16 protein-coding genes and 2 tRNA genes are annotated in these 17,175 nt (G+C 64.7%); 9 read left to right on the forward strand and 9 right to left on the reverse strand.

The genetic code is table 11. From position 1 onward, the window contains the following. Nucleotides 1-292 precede the first annotated feature (292 nt). Together J2847_RS29550 and J2847_RS29555 are read left to right on the forward strand one after the other, a co-directional pair. Nucleotides 293-1,105 (forward strand): site-specific integrase, encoded by an 813-nt coding sequence (locus tag J2847_RS29550; protein ID WP_209782325.1) that lies wholly within the window; start codon nucleotides 293-295, stop codon nucleotides 1,103-1,105. Between the two features lie 68 nt (nucleotides 1,106-1,173). Continuing rightward, entirely contained in the window at nucleotides 1,174-1,842 is a 669-nt protein-coding gene (locus tag J2847_RS29555) for a hypothetical protein (RefSeq protein WP_209782326.1), read from the forward strand. A gap of 93 nt (nucleotides 1,843-1,935) precedes the next feature. On the opposite strand, the gene J2847_RS29560 is transcribed toward J2847_RS29555, so the two are convergent. From J2847_RS29560 to J2847_RS29580, 5 genes are all read right to left on the reverse strand, one after another. Then, on the reverse strand, nucleotides 1,936-2,676 hold the full coding sequence (locus J2847_RS29560) for a M48 family metallopeptidase (RefSeq protein WP_209782327.1): 741 nt from the start codon (nucleotides 2,674-2,676) through the stop codon (nucleotides 1,936-1,938). A gap of 4 nt (nucleotides 2,677-2,680) precedes the next feature. Then, nucleotides 2,681-5,704, reverse strand: a complete 3,024-nt coding sequence (locus tag J2847_RS29565) for a type I restriction endonuclease subunit R (RefSeq protein WP_209782328.1) — start codon at nucleotides 5,702-5,704, stop codon at nucleotides 2,681-2,683. A gap of 24 nt (nucleotides 5,705-5,728) precedes the next feature. Continuing rightward, nucleotides 5,729-7,030: a restriction endonuclease subunit S gene (locus tag J2847_RS29570; RefSeq protein ID WP_209782329.1), complete on the reverse strand. Its 1,302-nt coding sequence runs from the start codon at nucleotides 7,028-7,030 to the stop codon at nucleotides 5,729-5,731. Beyond that, nucleotides 7,020-8,510 (reverse strand): type I restriction-modification system subunit M, encoded by a 1,491-nt coding sequence (locus J2847_RS29575; RefSeq protein WP_209782330.1) that lies wholly within the window; start codon nucleotides 8,508-8,510, stop codon nucleotides 7,020-7,022. The genes J2847_RS29570 and J2847_RS29575 overlap by 11 nt, the downstream gene beginning before the upstream one ends. A gap of 109 nt (nucleotides 8,511-8,619) precedes the next feature. After that, nucleotides 8,620-8,940: an IS1096 element passenger TnpR family protein gene (locus J2847_RS29580; RefSeq protein WP_325169509.1), complete on the reverse strand. Its 321-nt coding sequence runs from the start codon at nucleotides 8,938-8,940 to the stop codon at nucleotides 8,620-8,622. On the opposite strand from J2847_RS29580, the gene J2847_RS29585 reads away from it, so the two are divergent. Beyond that, nucleotides 8,941-9,096: a hypothetical protein gene (locus J2847_RS29585; RefSeq protein ID WP_209782331.1), complete on the forward strand. Its 156-nt coding sequence runs from the start codon at nucleotides 8,941-8,943 to the stop codon at nucleotides 9,094-9,096. A gap of 103 nt (nucleotides 9,097-9,199) precedes the next feature. Here the strand turns inward: J2847_RS29585 and J2847_RS29590 are convergent, their stop codons facing one another. Beyond that, nucleotides 9,200-10,105 (reverse strand): N-formylglutamate amidohydrolase, encoded by a 906-nt coding sequence (locus J2847_RS29590; protein WP_209782332.1) that lies wholly within the window; start codon nucleotides 10,103-10,105, stop codon nucleotides 9,200-9,202. Between the two features lie 192 nt (nucleotides 10,106-10,297). Here J2847_RS29590 and J2847_RS29595 point away from each other — a divergent pair. The 6 genes from J2847_RS29595 (at nucleotide 10,298) to ahcY (ending at nucleotide 13,955) form a co-directional block, all read left to right on the forward strand. After that, nucleotides 10,298-10,372, forward strand: a tRNA-Val gene (locus tag J2847_RS29595). Nucleotides 10,373-10,578: 206 nt separating this feature from the next. Then, nucleotides 10,579-10,653: transfer RNA gene (locus J2847_RS29600), tRNA-Val, on the forward strand. Nucleotides 10,654-10,867: 214 nt separating this feature from the next. Next, the gene (locus J2847_RS29605; RefSeq protein WP_209782333.1) at nucleotides 10,868-11,872 is read left to right on the forward strand and encodes a DUF4142 domain-containing protein; all 1,005 of its coding nucleotides are present in this window, start codon (nucleotides 10,868-10,870) and stop codon (nucleotides 11,870-11,872) included. Nucleotides 11,873-11,919: 47 nt separating this feature from the next. After that, entirely contained in the window at nucleotides 11,920-12,150 is a 231-nt protein-coding gene (locus J2847_RS29610; RefSeq protein WP_209782334.1) for a hypothetical protein, read from the forward strand. Between the two features lie 83 nt (nucleotides 12,151-12,233). Further along, entirely contained in the window at nucleotides 12,234-12,452 is a 219-nt protein-coding gene (locus J2847_RS29615) for a hypothetical protein (RefSeq protein ID WP_209782335.1), read from the forward strand. Between the two features lie 201 nt (nucleotides 12,453-12,653). Beyond that, nucleotides 12,654-13,955: an adenosylhomocysteinase gene (gene ahcY / locus J2847_RS29620; RefSeq protein WP_085555962.1), complete on the forward strand. Its 1,302-nt coding sequence runs from the start codon at nucleotides 12,654-12,656 to the stop codon at nucleotides 13,953-13,955. 102 nt (nucleotides 13,956-14,057) lie between these two features. Here the strand turns inward: ahcY and J2847_RS29625 are convergent, their stop codons facing one another. The 3 genes from J2847_RS29625 to J2847_RS29635 all read right to left on the reverse strand — a co-directional run bounded on the left by J2847_RS29625 (nucleotide 14,058) and on the right by J2847_RS29635 (nucleotide 17,159). Continuing rightward, nucleotides 14,058-14,654: a hypothetical protein gene (locus tag J2847_RS29625; RefSeq protein WP_209782336.1), complete on the reverse strand. Its 597-nt coding sequence runs from the start codon at nucleotides 14,652-14,654 to the stop codon at nucleotides 14,058-14,060. Nucleotides 14,655-14,844: 190 nt separating this feature from the next. Further along, the gene (locus J2847_RS29630; RefSeq protein WP_209782337.1) at nucleotides 14,845-15,312 is read right to left on the reverse strand and encodes a Dps family protein; all 468 of its coding nucleotides are present in this window, start codon (nucleotides 15,310-15,312) and stop codon (nucleotides 14,845-14,847) included. 134 nt (nucleotides 15,313-15,446) lie between these two features. Further along, on the reverse strand, nucleotides 15,447-17,159 hold the full coding sequence (locus tag J2847_RS29635) for a methyl-accepting chemotaxis protein (RefSeq protein WP_209782338.1): 1,713 nt from the start codon (nucleotides 17,157-17,159) through the stop codon (nucleotides 15,447-15,449). Between the last annotated feature and the right edge of the window lie 16 nt (nucleotides 17,160-17,175).

Consider the following 17,175-nt stretch of genomic DNA (forward strand, 5'->3'; position numbering starts at 1 on the left):
CAAACCCAGGGTGGTAGTCTGCCAGATCAGAGGTGGCTGGTTATTGGACGCCGATCACCCCTGAAACTGGCCCAGTGTTGCAAGCCGATGCACACTGATCGAGATCATCGGCCAGGAAACGCCGGTTTCTGACATCGGCCGGGAGACCTGTCGCGAGATCATGGATACCCTCCGATGGCTGCCGCCAAACTCGACCAAACGGTTTCCCAAGTTGACGGCCCGCGAAATTGCTCAAAAAGCCCGCGACGCTGGAAAGGCATCCAGCCTCAGCCCAGCGACGGTGAACGGATATATGAACAAGCTGTCCTCCCTCATGACCTGGGCGGTCAACGAAGGGCTCATCGACCGGAATCCTGCGAAGGGGCTTGGCGTGGTGGACACCACGAACCGCAAGGACAAGCGGCAGCCGTTCACCCCGAAGCAGCTTCAAGGCATCTTCACCGCCCCGCTCTACACCGGTTGCCAAGACGACGACTACGGCTACGCCAAGCCGGGAGACGCCCGTCCCCGTCGGGGACGCTTCTGGGTGCCTTTGATCGGCTTGTTTTCGGGCATGCGGCTCAACGAGATCTGCCAGATGAACACGGAGGATGTCCGGGTGATCGACGGCACCCTGTGCTTCGTCGTCACAACCGAAGCGATCAAGGGGACCAACGACAAGCGGCTCAAGACCGGCAGCAGCGAGCGGGTCATCCCGGTCCATCCAACGCTGCTCGCGTCGGGATTCGAGGAGTACGTCAGCGAACAGCGGCGGAAGAGGAACGCCAAACTGTTTCCGGAACTACTTCCGGCAAAAACCGGATATTATTCGGACGTATTCTCGAAGTGGTTCCGGCGGTTCCTCCAGAAGGCGGGGGCGTCGGCAGGACGGACTTGCTTCCATAGCTTCCGCCACAATTTCCGCGATGCTCTCCGAGAGGCTCGGGTTGACCGTGAGCTTGCCCTGGCCCTTGGCGGTTGGGCCGGCGACAACGGCGACATGGGCTCGGAAAGTGCCGAGTTCTACGGCCGGGGGTTCCGGGCATCGACCCTTCTGGAGGCCATTTCCAAGGTCAACTACCCGGAACTGGAGCTTGGCCACCTGATCATCTGTTCAATCCAATAGATTGGCTCGCGGTACTACGCTATAGTAGACAGACATCGCTGTAATATTAAATTATGGACGCAGTATCTATGACCAGAAAGGCAATTCCAGCAAGAACGCAGTCAGAAGTCTTGGTTAAATCCAGGAGGCGGTGTTGTATATGCTACGGCCTAAACCGAGACACCTCTCTGAAGGCCGGTCAAATAGCTCATCTTGACCAAAAAAACAGCAATAGCTCTTTAGAAAACCTTTGCTACCTCTGCCTCGAACACCACGATGAGTACGATAGCACGACAAGGCAAAGAAAAAACTTAACGATTGACGAGGTGAAGTACTTCCGGAAGGAACTCTATGAGCACGTAGGAAAAGCATTTTCTGTTCCGGTCCACTTCGGGAACGTGACATTGCCTCCGGAGGACCCCTATGCTGGCCAATTCATTAGGATTGGCACAGATGTAGACAGTGCAGAAATCACTGTTACACCGGTGCCAGATGGCCCCGATGGATGCCCCCGGTATCATATAAGCGGATTTGCCCTTTGGGGCACGCATCGAGAGTATGGCCCCAACATGGGCGACATGAGCATACTAGGGGAAATGAATAATAAGGGCACTATTGAACACCACGAATATAATGGGTCCGAAACTTACTCCATTCTCCTGAAGTTTGACGGCGATGATATTCTTGTTGAGGAGGAAAATTGGCTAGGAAGATACGGTATGAACGTCAATTTTATTGGTTCGTACCGGAAGGCATGACCAACGAAAGAGCCGCCTATGGTGTTGACATGGCATCTGCATTCATTGCTTTGGAAGATCGCCATGTCAACATTTGATGGTTAGGAATGGCCATCAGGTCGGCTCCACGCGTCGCAACGTCAGGAAATGTTCGTTCTGGTCCAGCCACGCCTTCCGGGCCTCCCAGTCCGGCAGGATGGTTCCGACCAGCCCCCAGAAGAACCGGTCGTGGGTGCGGTGCCGCAGGTGGCAGAGTTCATGGACCACCGCGTATTCCAGTACCGTCCGGGGTGCGAAGACCAACTGCCAGTTCAGGTTCACGACGCGGTCGATCCCGCAGCTTCCCCAGACATGCTTCTGGTCCTTGACCCGGACATCCTTGGGCTTCAGCCCGTTCGGCTCGCCGTGCCGGCGGACAAGGTCGGCGACATCCTGGCGGAGCCGTTTCCTCAGCCACAACCGCAACGCCGATTCGATCAGGTCGTCGTGGGAGGTGGGAGCCACGGACCGCGGGCAACCGACCAGGAAGCCGTTGCGGTAGGCGACGCTCACCAGCGTGTCGTCGCATGGCTCCACCCGCAGCCGCATGAGCCGGCCACGGTAGGGGATCTTGGCCCCGCTGACGAACCGTCGGACAGCGTTGGAGCGGGCCATCCGCTCGGCCATGTGGCGGGTCTGCTCGTACAGCCAAGCCCGGCGGCGGTGGAGCACGCCGGCAATTTCGTCCTCGGTGGCGGCGGTGGGCACGACCACCTCGACGCTATCCGGGGTGACAGTGATACGTGCCCGCGTCGCCGAGTCGGAGCGACGCAGGACATATGGAATCTCGACGCTGCCGACCGTCAGCAGGGGCATGGGATCAGACCTTGGCGAACTGCTTGAGGGCGAATTCCTCGACCTGCTCGGAGACCTCCTTGAGGTTCCCCAGGCCGAATTCGTGGGCCAAGCCGCGGACCTGCTGTCGCAGCGACCTCCGCAGCCCCTCCTTCTCCTGCCACAGCCGCGGGGCGGTCGCATCATCCTCGTAAAGGGCGGCGATCCGCTCCGCCAGCCCGTCCGCTCCATCCCCGGCGTCGAAGGCCAGAAGGACCTGGAGGATACCGTAAGCCCCCTGCGACATACCGGCGTCCTCGTGGGCGGCCGCCTCGGCCTCCAGGTCCTTGGCGAGGTCCTCCGCCATCTTCAGCGTGTCGGCCCAGGAAAGCTGGGCACCCTCCAGCTTCTCCAGCAACTCCCGCAGCCGGTCGGAGAATTTGCCGTATTGGTGGGCGTTCTGACCCAGCCTCTCATAGACGACCTTGCGGAGTTCGGTGGTCTTGCGGATCGCCGCCGTCTTGAGATCGTCCTCCGTCTTGCCCTCGACCTTGAAGTCCTCCCAGAATTCCGGGTCGGTGATGTGGCGGAGCTTCACCGTCACGCTCAGCCCGGTGGCGTCGAGGTGGCGTTCCAGCATGTCGCGGATCTTGCGGCTGTAGGACCGCTGGTCGAACGCCTCCCGCTTCTCGATGGCCTGGGTGGCGTACTGGAGGAACAGGGCCACCCATTTCAGGTCGGCGGTGAACTCCAGCACGCAGGGGTCCGGGCTGACGGCCTCGTACAGGCCGATGAACTCGCGGGCCGCCTTGCGGAAGTCGATCCACAGTTTCTCGTCGGGTTTCAGCCGGGCGACAAGCTGGTCGAACTCGGCCTTCAGGCTGTCCTTGTCCAGTCGCCCACCGGCCCGCTTCACCCCCTTCATCATGTGGAGCACGGCGGCGTGGGCGGCCCGAAGCTGGTTGCGGAGGTCGTCGAGGTCCCGCATGGCGTTGCGGACATCGTCGGCCCGGTAGGAGGCCAGAGCCCTATCGAGATGGGCCGACACGCCGATGTAATCGACGATCAGCCCGTTCCGCTTGCGGGCGTCGGCGACCCGGTTGGTGCGGGCGATGGCCTGGAGCAGGCCGTGCTCCTTCAGCGGCTTGTCGAGATACATGACGGACTCGACAGGGGCGTCGAACCCGGTCAGCAGCTTGTCGCAGACGATCAGGAAATCCGGTCGGACGCCCTTCTTGCCGAACGCCTTCTTCACATCGATCTCGGCCTTGTCGTCCAGGTAGTGGGCGACGAGACCGTCGCGGATCGACTGGGTGTAGTCGTCCTCGCTCGGCTTCCCGTCCTCCTGCGATGACGAGTAGACGCAGGCCGACATGGCCGCCGCCATCGCCTGGGCATCCTCGGCGGGCATGCCCTCGGCCACCAGATCGGCGGCGATGACCGCATCCAAGGCCCGCTTGTAGAGGATGACCGCCTCGCGGTCGAAGGCGACGACCTGGGCCTTGAAGCCGTCGGGGCGGGCGTATTCCTTGAAGTGGGTCCAGATGTCGTAGGCGATCAGGGCGATCCGCTTCGGGTGCTTGACCAGATCGGCGACCGTCACGCCCCGCTTCTTCAGTTCGGCGAGCTTGTCGTCGGGCAGGTCGGCGAACCACTGGTCGAACAAGATGTCGATCTTGGCCTCGTCGATATGCCAGTCGGTCTTGCGGCCGGTGTAGTAGATCGGCACCGTCGCCCCGTCGGCCACGGCGTCGTCAATGCCGTACTTGTCGAGATAGCCTTCGCCGACCACGCCGAAGTTGGCGTAGGTGTCCTTGTCGTCCTTCTTGATCGGCGTGCCGGTGAAGCCGAAGAAGCGGGCGTCGGGCAGCGTCTTCCGCAAAAAGGCCCCGAGATCCTTTTCCTGGGTACGGTGGGCCTCGTCCACCATGACGATCCAGGTGGCTGAGTTCGCCACCGGATCTTCCGACCCTTGGAACTTGAAGATGGTCGAGAGGGCCATCAACCCGTCGGTCCGGCCGTCCATCAGGGTCCGCAGATCGCGGATGCTCTCGACCGGCGTAGGGTTCGGCAGGCCGCAGGCGGTGAAGGTGCCGCTGATCTGGGTGTGCAGGTCCACCCGGTCGGTCAGCACCAGGATGTTGGGATTGGTCAGTTCGGGCGACTCCACCGTCCGGTGGGTCTTCAGCTTCAGGGCGGCGAAGACCATGGTCAGCGACTTGCCCGACCCCTGGGTGTGCCAGACCAGCCCCCGGCGGTGCCGGTTCTCCACCACCCGCTCGACGATCTTGTTGACCGCCCGAAACTGCTGGTAGCGGCACATCTTTTTGACGACGCCCTCCTCGGTCTTCTCGAACACCACGAAGTGGGCGATCAGGTCGAGCAGGCGGGACGGCTCCAGCAGGCACCACAGCCCCTTGGACAACGCGTCGGTGAAGTCGGACTCCCGGCGGGGCCACGGGTCCCGCCACGCCGCGAAGAACTTCGACGGGCTGCCGGTGGAGCCGTAGAGGCAGTTGGTGCCGTCGGTGACGATGTTGAAGACGTTGGACAGGAACAGCCGGGGGATGTCCCGCTCATACTGCCGGATCTGGTCGAACGCCTCGCCGGTCTTGTCCTTGTGGTTGATCGGACTCTTGCACTCGATCACCACCACCGGGATGCCGTTCAGGTGGACCACCACGTCGGGGATGCGTGTCCGTTCCGCCTTGACGCGGAACTGGTGGGTGACGGTCAGCCGGTTGTTGGCCGGGTTGGCGAAATCGACCACCCGCAGGGTCCGCCGCGTCGCCTCCCCCTGCACCGACCGGCTGAAGTCGCCGCGGAGCTTTTTGAGCCACATTTCGTTGTCGGTGACCGACACGAGGTCGGCGTAGGCGGCCTGGGCGTCGGTCAGGGAGACGCCATTGATCCGCTGGATGGCCTCGATCAGGTGGGGACGGAACAGCACCTGATTCTCGCCGTCCCGCAGGGCGGCATGTTCCTCCGGCGGGACGAAGCGGTAGCCCATGGCCTCGAGGCCGGCGATGGTGGGTCGTTCGGCGAGGTGCCATTCCATGCCCTGGGCCACGGTGCTGCTCCCTGTGGCCGTTAGTTATAAAGCGAGGGATAAGGCGTCGGCGGAGACCCGCTTCCGGCCGGTCAGAAGGTCGGAAAGGAGAGCGGATTTGATCCTCTGTAGGGTAGACATGCGGGCGGTAGACGCGGAAACCACTCCGTCGAAAGCCTTTAGATTCGCGACTATCTCGTTCTGTTCTGCAACCGGCGGCAACGGGACCATAACCTTGCCCAGTTTATTCGCGTTGATGTTGGCCTGACTCGCTCCAGGTGTTGCGATGCTCCGAAGAAAGTCCTGATAGGTGGGCGAGGAGAGAACCGTGTGCAGGAACCAAGGGTTGCATACAGAACGTTCCGTGCGAAGTCGAATGATGTAGCTGGCAAAAGATGCATTGAGGTCCTCATTAGCAATTGCCAACTTGCCGACCAACTCTCTACTGTTGGTACGGTTGAACAGAATATCCCCTATACTAATAGAGTATTTTTCAACGTCCGCATTTGTCAGTTCTGCGTACTTCAGGCTCGCGAAATCAAGTGCATGATCCACGATATTGCCCATGCGGAGCACAGGCACCCCGAGCGGCTCTGAGGTCAGAGGTGTATTCAACCCGTAGCGGGAATCTATCAACACGTCAGAGACGGTTGCGACCTTCCACGCCTTGGGCATTTCCCCGATCTCAGTTTGCTTGAAGCAGCTGTGCCCTATGCCTTTGGTCAGTAGGCGATTGAGGACGCCCAGCTTAATCTTGCGGGTCTGCTCGACAACCGCCAGCGTCGCCTGAATTGCGTCATCTACTCCCAGAAGAAGCTCCGCAATAGAATCTTGCTCAAATACGGGGGGTAGGTGAATCTTAAATGCTAACCATTGGCTAACATCAAAAACCATCTTCTCGACATCAACGCCGACACTTGCATGGAAGCAGGTTTGCTGGAAGTAAATGGAATGCGGGAGATACAATAGGAAGTCAGGACACAAGATCGGTCTCGGGCGGAGCACTGTGTATTCATTCGACACGATAGCTCCATCCAAGGCAGGAGGCACAATGCCGCAGCCGCCATGGATGATCTGGCGGTTGGAGATCAGAAAATCCCCTTCGGATACGTAGAACTGCGTTTTCGTGAGAATATCTCTTCCCCGCAACCGCTCACGAGGAACAATACCGCCGCGTGACCGCTTGGCAGTGATTAGCTGGTACTCCTTGGAGTCATCAAGAGTAGCGGGCCGCTCTACGACCTCGAACAAGTCAGAAAAAGTGACGGTATGCCAGCCTTTCGGCGGAAAAATGAGGCGTGGTATTCCCGGCTGAACGCTGGGTGGGTAAATTGCACTACGAGCCATAACCAAGCTCCGCAAGCAGACGGCCTAGAGTTGCTTCCGCCTCGTTCCGATTGGCCTGTAGCTCGTTCAAATTTCTGATCTCTGCGGCCAAGTCGATCTCGTCCTCGTCCACACCAAGATCAACGTATCTAGTTATATTCAAGTTAAAATCTTTGCCCTTGATTTCTTCAATGTCCGCAACGTAAGCAATTTTCTCTTGGTTCTTGAATGCGTGATACGCTGCTGCAATCCGATTGACGTTTTTGTCAGACAGAGAGTTCTGCTTCTTTCCCGGAATAAACTCTTCCGCCGCATGCACAAACAACGTACGGCCCTTGCGTTCCTTCGGCTTGGACTTGCGGACGATCAGAATGCAGGCTGGGATGCCGGCCCCAAAGAACAGGTTGGGGGCGAGACCGATCACCGCCTCGATCAGGTCGTCCTTCAACAGGCACTCGCGGATGCGGCCCTCCGCCCCGCCACGGAACAGGATACCGTGGGGCAGGACCACCCCCAGGATGCCGTCCTGCTTCAGGCTGGCGATCATGTGCTGAACGAAGGCGAGGTCGCCGTAGGACTTGGGCGGGCAGCCGTAGCGGTCGCGGCCGAACCTGTCGCCCTTGCTCCAGATCTCATGTCCCCAGTCTTTCAAGGAGAAGGGCGGGTTCGCCAGCACCCGGTCAAAGGTACGGATCGCCTTGGTGCCGTCGCCGGTCAGATGTTTCGGGTCCAGCAACGTGTCGCCGCGTGCAATGTCGAAGTCCTGGATGTCGTGCAGGAACAGGTTCATCTGGGCGATGGCCCAGGTGTTCAAATTCCGTTCCTGTCCGAACAGCGACAGGCTCCGAGCGTTCTTGCCTTGCCGTTCCAGGTGGTGGACGGCCTCCAGCAGCATGCCGCCGGACCCGCAGGTGGGGTCGTAGATCGACATGCCCCCTTCGGGTCGCAGACACTCCACCAGCAGCCGCACGACCATCTTGGGGGTGTAGAACTCCCCGCCCTTCTTGCCGGAATCGTCGGCGAACTTGGCGATGAGGTATTCGTAGGCCTGCCCCAGAATGTCCGGCTCCACATCGGCGTTGCGGAGAGGAAGCTTGTCAAAGTGCTGAAGAAGCTTTTCGAGGATTGCGTCGGGAAATCGCTCCTTATAGTTGAAGTCTACATCTTGAAAGACGCCCCGTAGCCGGTGATTGGTGTCTTCGATGGCTCGGAATGCTTCATTCAGGTGTGTGCCGATATCGGTGGACCGATCCGTTATGTCCTTCCAAAAATGCCCCTCGGGGATGTGGAAGCGGTGCTCGTCCGGGTCGGCGGCCAGAGCGGCGTCGCCGTACTTGGCCATCCGCTCCTCGTACTCCTCCTCCCACACGTCGCAGAGCCGCTTGTAGAACAGCAACCCAAAGATGTAGTGCTTGTAGTCCGACGAATCGATGGACCCCCGCAGGATATCGGCGGCTTTCCACAGGTGGGATTCAAGCTGGTCCAGGGTCAGAACGGCCATCGCGAGCCCAACGTCTCTTCAAAAGTGTGCAACTCGGCGGCACCCTATCAGACCGGGTGCGGCAGGCAACGGCATTGACCGGAAGCGGGACTGCGGCACGGTGGCCGGCTCAGTCCTCTTCGTCGAAATCCTCGTCGGGGTCCGGGTACTGGGACGGGGCCTTGCCGACCGACGCGACCACCCTCGGGTAGCGTTTGCGTGGTTCCCGCTCGCCGAGGGCCAGGACCTCGACCCGGAACCGCCACTCGTCCCCATAGTCGAACAGGAACGTCATCGCCTTCCCGGCCTTCGGGAACGCCTGGGCCACCGTCGTCTTCCCGACGCTGAGGGAGTCGCCGCCCTCGCCCATGTCGGCGACGAGTTCATACCGGGGGGTGGCGTCGTAGATGTTTCCCGGCTGGCCCCGAACTGGAGGTCGAAGAAGGCCCACATGTTGAAACAGCTCGTCGTCAGGGGGCTGATCGGCGGCCCGTCCGACACATGCTCGTCCTCCGCCTTCGCCACAGCCTTGGCGTACCCCTTCGCCTCGGGCATGGCGGAGATCGCCTCGGCGAACAGGGACACCAGCGTCAGCCCCTGGACGTAGAAGGCGAAGGCGGGGTCGTAGCCCTGCTCGACGAGATCCTAGAAGCGGCTGCCGTCGAGGCCCGCCTCAGCGGCAAGCCCCGCGCCCCCGCGATACGCCGGGGTCAGCGCGGCTCGAGGCCGGTCGAGGGCAGCCGCCCGAGCGTGTCGACCAGTTCGCCCATGTGCCGCTTCAGCACATCGAGGAAGGGCAGACGGGTCAGGGCCGCCTCGTCCATGTACAGGTCTCGGGCGATCTCGATCTGCAACGCGTGAATGCCCTGGCGCGGGCGCCCGTAATGGCGGGTGGTGTAGCCGCCGGCATAGGGATTGTTGCGGCTGACCTTGTAGCCCATCCCGCGCAGGAACTGCTCGGCGGCGTTGATGACGGCGGCGGCGCAGGCGTTGCCGTAACAATCGCCCAGCACGATGTCAGGCCGGTTGCGGCCACGATCGCCACCCGCCCCCCCAGCCCCCTGCCCCGCCCCCGGCGACGGCATGGAATGGCAGTCGATCAGCAGCGCGTGGCCGAAGGCGCTGCGGGTTTCCTCGACCAGACGGCGCAGGGCCGTGTGGTACGGGGTGTAGTAGCGCTCGACGCGGTCCATCGCCTCGGCAAAGCGCAGCTTTCCTTTGTAGATGTCCTCGCCGTTGGCGACGACGCGGGCGATGGTGCCGAGCCCGGCGGCGACGCGCGGCGAACGGGTGTTGACGTAGGCCGGCAGCGGGTCGGCGAACATCTCCGGATCGAGTTCGTAGGCTTCGCGGTTGGCGTCGAGGAAGGCGCGCGGAAACAGCGCGCGGATCATCGGCACGCCGAGCGTCGGGGCGAAGGCGAAGATCTCGTCGACGAAGCAATCCTCCGACTTGCGCAGAGCCCGCGCGTCCAGACGGGCGGCGGCAAGGAAATCAGGGGGGTAGTGGCTGCCGCTGTGCGGCGAGGCCAGGACGAGCGGCAGGACCCGGCTTGTGGGAGCCAGGATCTCGAAAGCCGGCACCGAACCGGCGAAGGCGTCGTTCTGCGCGTCCATGCTGGCAACTGATGTAATGGACAGGGGGGCGTCTGTCACCGCCGCGCGGGCGACGTGGAGAGCGCTTCGGGAAAAAAGCTGCTGCGCGGAAAAAAACGACACAAAGAGCTTGCCAGCCCGTCCCGATCTGGGTACAACCCCGCCCACGCCGAACGGAGCGCCGCCAGACGCGGCACCGGACGGCGGCAGGATGGGCGCGTAGCTCAGCGGTAGAGCACTACGTTGACATCGTAGTGGTCACAGGTTCGATCCCTGTCGCGCCCACCATCCTCAAAGGCCGGAACCCCGACGGGTTGCCGGCCTTTTCCATGTCCGGGCCATGCCCGACCCGTCCCACCGCATCCTCACCGACGCGCCGACCGGAAGGTGACGCCACAGCGTTTTAAGGGCTTGCCAGCCCGTCCCGATCTGGGTACAACCCCGCCCACGCCGAACGGAGCGTCGCCAGACGCGGCACCGGACGGCGGCAGGATGGGCGCGTAGCTCAGCGGTAGAGCACTACGTTGACATCGTAGTGGTCACAGGTTCGATCCCTGTCGCGCCCACCATCTCCAAAGGCCGGAACCCCGACGGGTTGCCGGCCTTTTCCATGTCCGGGCCATGCCCGACCCGCCGCCCCATCCTCATCGACGCGCCGGAAGGCGACCGCAAGGGAAACCCCCTCCTTGCGGCGGAACGCCATGCCCACCCGCCGGTTGAAGAGGCAAGACCCCGGCACCGCCACGCGCCGAACGGGTCAGACCGCCAAGCGAGAGGACACCCATGAAACACCATCTTGCCCTCACCACCGCAGCGGTCCTGCTTCTGTCGATGCCCGCCGCCGGCATGGCCCAGCAAACGGCACCGGCCGGCAAGCCGGCGCAGGACCGATTGGCCCAAAGCCAACCCGCCCAGGACCACGCCGCGCTGTCGCAGCAGGACAGCCAGTTCCTCGAAAAGGCCGCCGTCAGCGACCAGTTCGAAATCCAGGCCGGGCGACTGGCCGCCGACAAGGCGCAGAACGCCGACGTGAAGGCGTTCGGCCAACGCATGGCCGAGGATCATGGCAAGACCGCCGAAGCCATGAAGGCCCTGGCGCAGCGCAAGGCGGCCACCCTGCCGACCCAGCCCGACGCCGAGCACCGGCAGAAGCTGGACCGGTTGAAGAGCCTGTCGGGCGCCGCCTTCGACTCCGCCTATGTCCAGGGGCAGATCGAGGCCCACCGCGCGGCCGTCGCGCTGTTCGACCGCCAGATCGAGCAGGGCCAGGACGTCGATCTGAAGCGGTTCGCCCAGCAGACCCTGCCGACCCTGCAAGAGCATCTGAACCACATCCAGGAACAGCGGCCGAAGGTCGCGTCGGCCGACGAGCGGCCCGCCGCCAGCCCGACGCAGGGGATGCAGGCCAACACCATGCTGCCGAAGGACGCCCTGACCGACGGCCGCCAGACGCAGAACGGCGCCAGCCTCGCCAAGCTGATCGGCGCGAACGTCTACGACGAGAACGGCGACAAGCTCGGCGACGTCGCCGACGTCATCCTCGATGCGCAATCGGGCAGCGCCACGGCGGTCATCCTCGACCGCGGCGGCGTGCTCGGCATCGGCGCCAAGCAGATCGCTCTCGACTACGCGCTGCTCGACGAGCGCGAGGACCGCGTCATCGCCCGCCAGATCACCGAGGAGCAGGTCAGGGCCATGCCCGAATTCCGCTACGAGGACACCACGGTGTCGCTCGGCCAGAGCGGCTCCCGCGCCCCGTCGGCGGACGCACCGCGCGCCCCGCAGTGACGCCGGGTGACGCCACACCCACGGCGGACCAGACAAGGAGACGCTTCATGACCAAGCACGAGAAGACCCGGCGGCCGACCGACGCCGACCTCAAGAACAACCCCTTGATCGGCGGGTCGAAGGGCGCCCGGATGGCGGGCGTCACCCCGGACGAGCTGGAGCAGGCGCAAGGCGCCAACACCATCGAAGGCGACGTCGAGAACGACACGAACCCCCAGGGCGGGGTCGACAAGCCGGGCAGCCGGGGCAACGCCCCGCTGCGGCTCCGGCAGGCCTGACGGCCGCCTCCGTCCGGCACGGGTGGCGGGCGCAACGCCCGCCACCACGAGGAAACCGTTTCCCCAGCAGAAAGGATGTCATCATGGCGAACGCCAGCAAGAAGCACATCGGTGTCGGCGCGCACGGCAAGAGCGCGGGCGTGGGGGCGACCACCGAACTTCCCGAGGGCGTGGTCGGCGAGAACATGGTGCTCTCCAACCGCGACAAGTCGCGCCACTCCGACGAGCGCGGCCTGGACAGCAAGACCGTCCAGACCGAACAGCTCCGCGACCACTCCGCGAACCGTCCGTTGGACGAGTGAGGGCGTCAGCCGGGTTGAAAGAGGGCGCCTCCCTTTCGGGGGGCGCTTTTTTCATGGGCGGCATCCGGCGGAAAAACCCGATGGAGGAGCCGGGTGGCGGCATCCTTTACCCCATAAACATAAAGATATCTTTATGCTTGCGTGGCGGCGTGCCCGCTGCTACACCCTGGGCAATCCCATCCCACCCTCAGGAGAGCCTGCATGGCCGCCGCCGACTTCACCGACTACAAGGTCAAGGACATCAGCCTCGCCCAGTGGGGCCGCAAGGAAATCAACATCGCCGAGACCGAGATGCCCGGCCTGATGGCCCTGCGCGCGGAGTTCGGCGATTCCAAGCCGCTGGCCGGGGCCCGCATCGTCGGCTGCCTGCACATGACCATCCAGACCGCCGTGCTGATCGAGACGCTGACCGCGCTCGGCGCCACCGTGCGCTGGTCGTCCTGCAACATCTTCTCGACCCAGGACCAGGCCGCCGCCGCCATCGCCGCCGCCGGCATCCCGGTCTTCGCCTGGAAGGGCGAGACGGAGGAGGAGTTCTGGGAGTGCATCGAGGCCACGCTGCGTGGTCCTGACGGCTGGACCCCGAACATGATCCTGGACGATGGCGGCGACGTCACCCAGATCATGCACGACAAGTATCCGGAGATGCTGGCCGAGGTCCGCGGCCTGTCGGAGGAGACGACGACCGGCGTCCACCGCCTGTACGAGATGATGAAGAAGGGCACGCTGAAGGTTCCGGCCATCAACGTGAACGACAGCGTCACCAAGTCGAAGTTCGACAACCTCTACGGCTGCCGCGAGTCGCTGGTCGACGGCATCAAGCGCGCCACCGACGTGATGATGGCCGGCAAGGTCGCCGTGGTCGCCGGCTACGGCGACGTGGGCAAGGGCTCGGCCGCCTCGCTGCGCTCGCAGGGCGCCCGCGTCATGGTGACGGAGATCGACCCGATCAACGCGCTCCAGGCCGCGATGGAAGGCTATCAGGTCGTCACCATGGACGAGGCGGCGCCGCTCGGGGACATCTTCGTCACCGCGACTGGCAACGTCGACGTCATCACGCTGGACCACATGCGCGCGATGAAGGACCGCGCCATCGTCTGCAACATCGGCCACTTCGACAGCGAGATCCAGATCGACTCCCTGCGCAACTACGCGTGGGAAGAGGTCAAGCCGCAGGTCGACGAGGTCGTGTTCCCCGACGGCAAGCGCCTGATCGTCCTGGCCCAGGGCCGTCTGGTCAATCTCGGCTGCGCCACCGGCCATCCCAGCTTCGTGATGAGCGCCAGCTTCACCAACCAGGTGCTGGCCCAGATCGAGCTGTGGACCAACGCCGCCGCCTACGAGCGCAAGGTCTACGTGCTGCCCAAGCACCTGGACGAGAAGGTCGCCCGCCTGCATCTGGACAAGATCGGCGCCAAGCTGACCACCCTGACCGAGAAGCAGGCCGCCTACATCAGCGTGCCGACCGCCGGCCCGTACAAGCCGGACCACTACCGTTACTGATCGCCGGCTTCCCGCGAAGCCAGTGTCAAGGGAAAGGGCCGCTCCGATGGGGCGGCCCTTTTTCTTTGGGGGCGTGGGGTGGGCTGCGCGCGCCCTACCGCCCTACCGCCGGACCATCGGCGCCAGATCGCGGCGGATGCCGGCGTCCAGACGGGCGTTCAGATCCTCGACCATGCGGCGGGTGATGTCGAGGAAGGTCGCCTCGCGATCGGCCAGCGCGATGTTCTCCGGCACGGTGGTCGAGTAGGTGACCGTCGCCTTGGTCATGCCGCGGAAGACGGCGCCGGTCGCGTCCGGGGCCTCGCCCGACACCTCGACCTCAAGGCGGCCGTCGTAGCGCTGGGCCTGGTCGGTGGTGAAATAGCCCTTCACCCCTTGCGTCCGGGGCAGCGGCACCTCGACGATGCCGGCGTCCTTGATGACGACGCTGACGCGGCCGGGTCCGCCCGCCGCCTGTAGGCGCTCCGCCGCCCAGCGCCGCACCGCCTCGGCGGGGGGCACGGCCGAGCGGTCCTCGACATGGTTGCCGCCCAGCGGACGGTAGGCGTTGACCACGTCGACCCTGCCGGCGTTCAGCACGATCGGGCCGAAGTTGGAGAAATCGATGGGCCGGGGGGCCGGGCGCGGCGGCGTGCTCTGGCAGGCGGACAGGGCGAGGACGGCCAGACCGGCGGCGAGGACGAGACGGCGGGGCGGCATGGGCACTCCGTGGCACGGAACGGGCGTTGGGAAAGGAGGAGGAGGCGAAGCACGGGGGGCTTCCTCCGGAAACGGCGAAAACGCCACAAGGACGCCACCCCCGCCCGGTCAGGCCGGCGGCGGAGGGCGTCCCTGTGGCGTCGGTCGCTTGGGAACGGGCCGGCGTGAGCCTCCCCGCCCCTCGCGCGGGCTATTCGAGAAGGCTGCGCAGCATCCAGGCGGTCTTCTCGTGGATTTGCAGACGCTGGGTCAGCAGGTCGGCGGTCGGCTCGTCCGACGCCTTCTCCGCGGCCGGGAAGACGGCGCGGATGGTGCGGGCGGCGGCTTCGTGGCCCTCGACGAGCTGGCGGATCATGTCGTTCGCCTTGGGAACCCCGGGCTCCTCCTTGATCGAGGCCAGCTCGGCGAACTGGGAAAAGCTGCCGGGAGCCGGATGGCCGAGCGCGCGGATGCGCTCCGCGATCTCGTCCAGCGCGTTCCACAGCTCGGTGTACTGCGTCATGAACATGGTGTGCAGGGTGTTGAACATGGGACCCGTCACGTTCCAGTGGAACGAATGGGTCTTCAGATACAGCGCGAACGTGTCGGCCAGAACCTTGTTCAGCCCCTCGGCGATGGCCTTGCGGTCACCGTCCGAAATCCCGATGTCGATCTTCATGGATTGAGATCCTTCTTGTTGTCCGGGACAACAGCTTGGTCCCGGGCGGCGGGTTTCAAGCGCCTGCGACCGAAGTTCGCACACGCATCGGCCTTGAGGCAAATCACCCCGCGGCAAACCCGCCCCGACGCCGCTCACCCCTGGCGCAAACGCCCGATGAAGCCCTTGACCTCGCGGTTCAGCGCCACCGCCTGACCGTCCAGCAGCTCGGCGGCGCGCAGCACCTCGCCGGCGGCGGTGCCGGTCTCGCCGGCGCTGGCCGACACGCCGGCGATGGTCTGCGACACCTCCCTGGTGCCGGCGGCGGCCTCCTGCACGTTGCGGGTGATCTCCTGGGTCGCGGCGGCCTGCTGCTCCATGGCGCCGGCGATCGAGCCGACGATCTCGTCGATGCCGACCACCGTGTCCCCCACCCCCTTGATCGCCGTCACCGCCGCCCCGGTCACCTGCTGCATGGCGGCGATCTGGGCGCCGATGTCCTCCGTCGCCTTCGCCGTCTGGTTGGCGAGGTTCTTCACCTCGCTGGCGACGACCGCGAATCCCTTGCCGGCCTCGCCCGCCCGCGCCGCCTCGATGGTGGCGTTGAGCGCCAGCAGGTTGGTCTGCGCCGCGATGGAGTTGATGAGGCCGACGATCTCGCCGATCCGCGCCGCCGCGTCCGACAGGCCGACGACGTGGCCGTTGGTCTCCTCCACCGCCCGCACCGCGCCGCGCACCATGTCGAAGGAGCGGCGGACCTGGGCGCCGATCTCGGCGATCGACCCGGCCATCTGCTCGGTCGCGGCGGCGGCGGTCTGCACGCTCATGCCGGCCTGCTGGCTGGCGGCGGCGACGGTGGCCGCCTGCCGGGTGGCGCCGTCGGCGCGTTCCCGCATGCCGGCGGCGTTGCCGCGCACCTGATGGGCGCCGGCCCCGACCTGCTGAACCACCTCGGCGACGCGGGCCTCGAACAGGTCGGCCAACTCGTGGATGGCGCGGCGCTTCTCCTCCTCGGCCTCCGCCTTCTGGCGGGCCTGCTCGGCGGTCAGCCGCCCGACCTCGCGGGCGTTGGTCTGGAAGACCTCCAGCGCGCGGGCCATGGCGCCGATCTCGTTCCTCATCCAGACGCCCTCGACCACCGTTTCGAGTTCCCCGGCGGCAAGGTCGGTGGTGGTGCGCGACAGGCGCCGCAGCGGGCTGGTGATCGAGCGGGCCAGCACCAGCCCGCCCGCCATCATGCCGGCCAGCAGCAGCGCCATCACCCCGGCGAAGCGAAGCCGCGCCTCGGCCGCCGCGTCGCGGGTCGCCTGGGTCGCCTCGGCGGTCGACTGGGCGATGGCCTGCTGGACGGCGACGATGCGCGCGGTCAGCGCGTTGAACTGGTCGTCGGTGTGGGCCATCATCGGGATGCCGATCAGCCGGTCGATGGCGGCCATCTGGTTCATCCCGTCGACCGCCTTGGCGTAGTCGCCGACGCGCGCCGTCACCTCGTCCAGCATCCCGCGCTCGGCCTCGGTCAGCGGCATCCCCCGCAGATCGCCGATCAGCCCGCGCGCCGCCGTCAGGTTGGCGGCGATGGACTCGCGCATCGTCTGGAGCTTGGCATCCTCGATGCCCGAGCCCGACAGCGCCAGATGGCGCGACACGTCGCTGTGGATGACGTAGGCGGTGGACACCAGCCGGTCGATCCGCTCGCGCCGTTCGGCGGCGGAGCGGTGGATGCCGTCCACCGCCGTGATCGCCTGTTCCGACTGCCGGTCGGCCAGCGCCAGCGCGACCACGGTCAGCACGATCCCGACCACCGGCGCCACGAACACGCGCGCCGCCACCGACGCGCCGGTCAGGCGCGCGAAGACACCACCGCCCATCACCACCCCCTTGCTT

Origin of the sequence: Azospirillum agricola (assembly GCF_017876095.1) — a bacterium.
GTDB classification, from domain to species: domain Bacteria; phylum Pseudomonadota; class Alphaproteobacteria; order Azospirillales; family Azospirillaceae; genus Azospirillum; species Azospirillum agricola.

Coding starts and splice junctions, on each gene's coding strand:
- J2847_RS29575 (WP_209782330.1), bottom strand. CDS start 8,510: ATGGCCGTTCTGACCCTGGACCAGCTTGAATCCCACCTGTGGAAAGCC.
- J2847_RS29625 (WP_209782336.1), bottom strand. CDS start 14,654: ATGCCGCCCCGCCGTCTCGTCCTCGCCGCCGGTCTGGCCGTCCTCGCC.
- J2847_RS29630 (WP_209782337.1), bottom strand. CDS start 15,312: ATGAAGATCGACATCGGGATTTCGGACGGTGACCGCAAGGCCATCGCC.
- J2847_RS29605 (WP_209782333.1), top strand. CDS start 10,868: ATGAAACACCATCTTGCCCTCACCACCGCAGCGGTCCTGCTTCTGTCG.
- ahcY (WP_085555962.1), top strand. CDS start 12,654: ATGGCCGCCGCCGACTTCACCGACTACAAGGTCAAGGACATCAGCCTC.
- J2847_RS29550 (WP_209782325.1), top strand. CDS start 293: ATGAACAAGCTGTCCTCCCTCATGACCTGGGCGGTCAACGAAGGGCTC.
- J2847_RS29560 (WP_209782327.1), bottom strand. CDS start 2,676: ATGCCCCTGCTGACGGTCGGCAGCGTCGAGATTCCATATGTCCTGCGT.
- J2847_RS29615 (WP_209782335.1), top strand. CDS start 12,234: ATGGCGAACGCCAGCAAGAAGCACATCGGTGTCGGCGCGCACGGCAAG.
- J2847_RS29585 (WP_209782331.1), top strand. CDS start 8,941: ATGTTGAAACAGCTCGTCGTCAGGGGGCTGATCGGCGGCCCGTCCGAC.
- J2847_RS29635 (WP_209782338.1), bottom strand. CDS start 17,159: ATGGGCGGTGGTGTCTTCGCGCGCCTGACCGGCGCGTCGGTGGCGGCG.
- J2847_RS29570 (WP_209782329.1), bottom strand. CDS start 7,030: ATGGCTCGTAGTGCAATTTACCCACCCAGCGTTCAGCCGGGAATACCA.
- J2847_RS29555 (WP_209782326.1), top strand. CDS start 1,174: ATGACCAGAAAGGCAATTCCAGCAAGAACGCAGTCAGAAGTCTTGGTT.
- J2847_RS29610 (WP_209782334.1), top strand. CDS start 11,920: ATGACCAAGCACGAGAAGACCCGGCGGCCGACCGACGCCGACCTCAAG.
- J2847_RS29590 (WP_209782332.1), bottom strand. CDS start 10,105: ATGGACGCGCAGAACGACGCCTTCGCCGGTTCGGTGCCGGCTTTCGAG.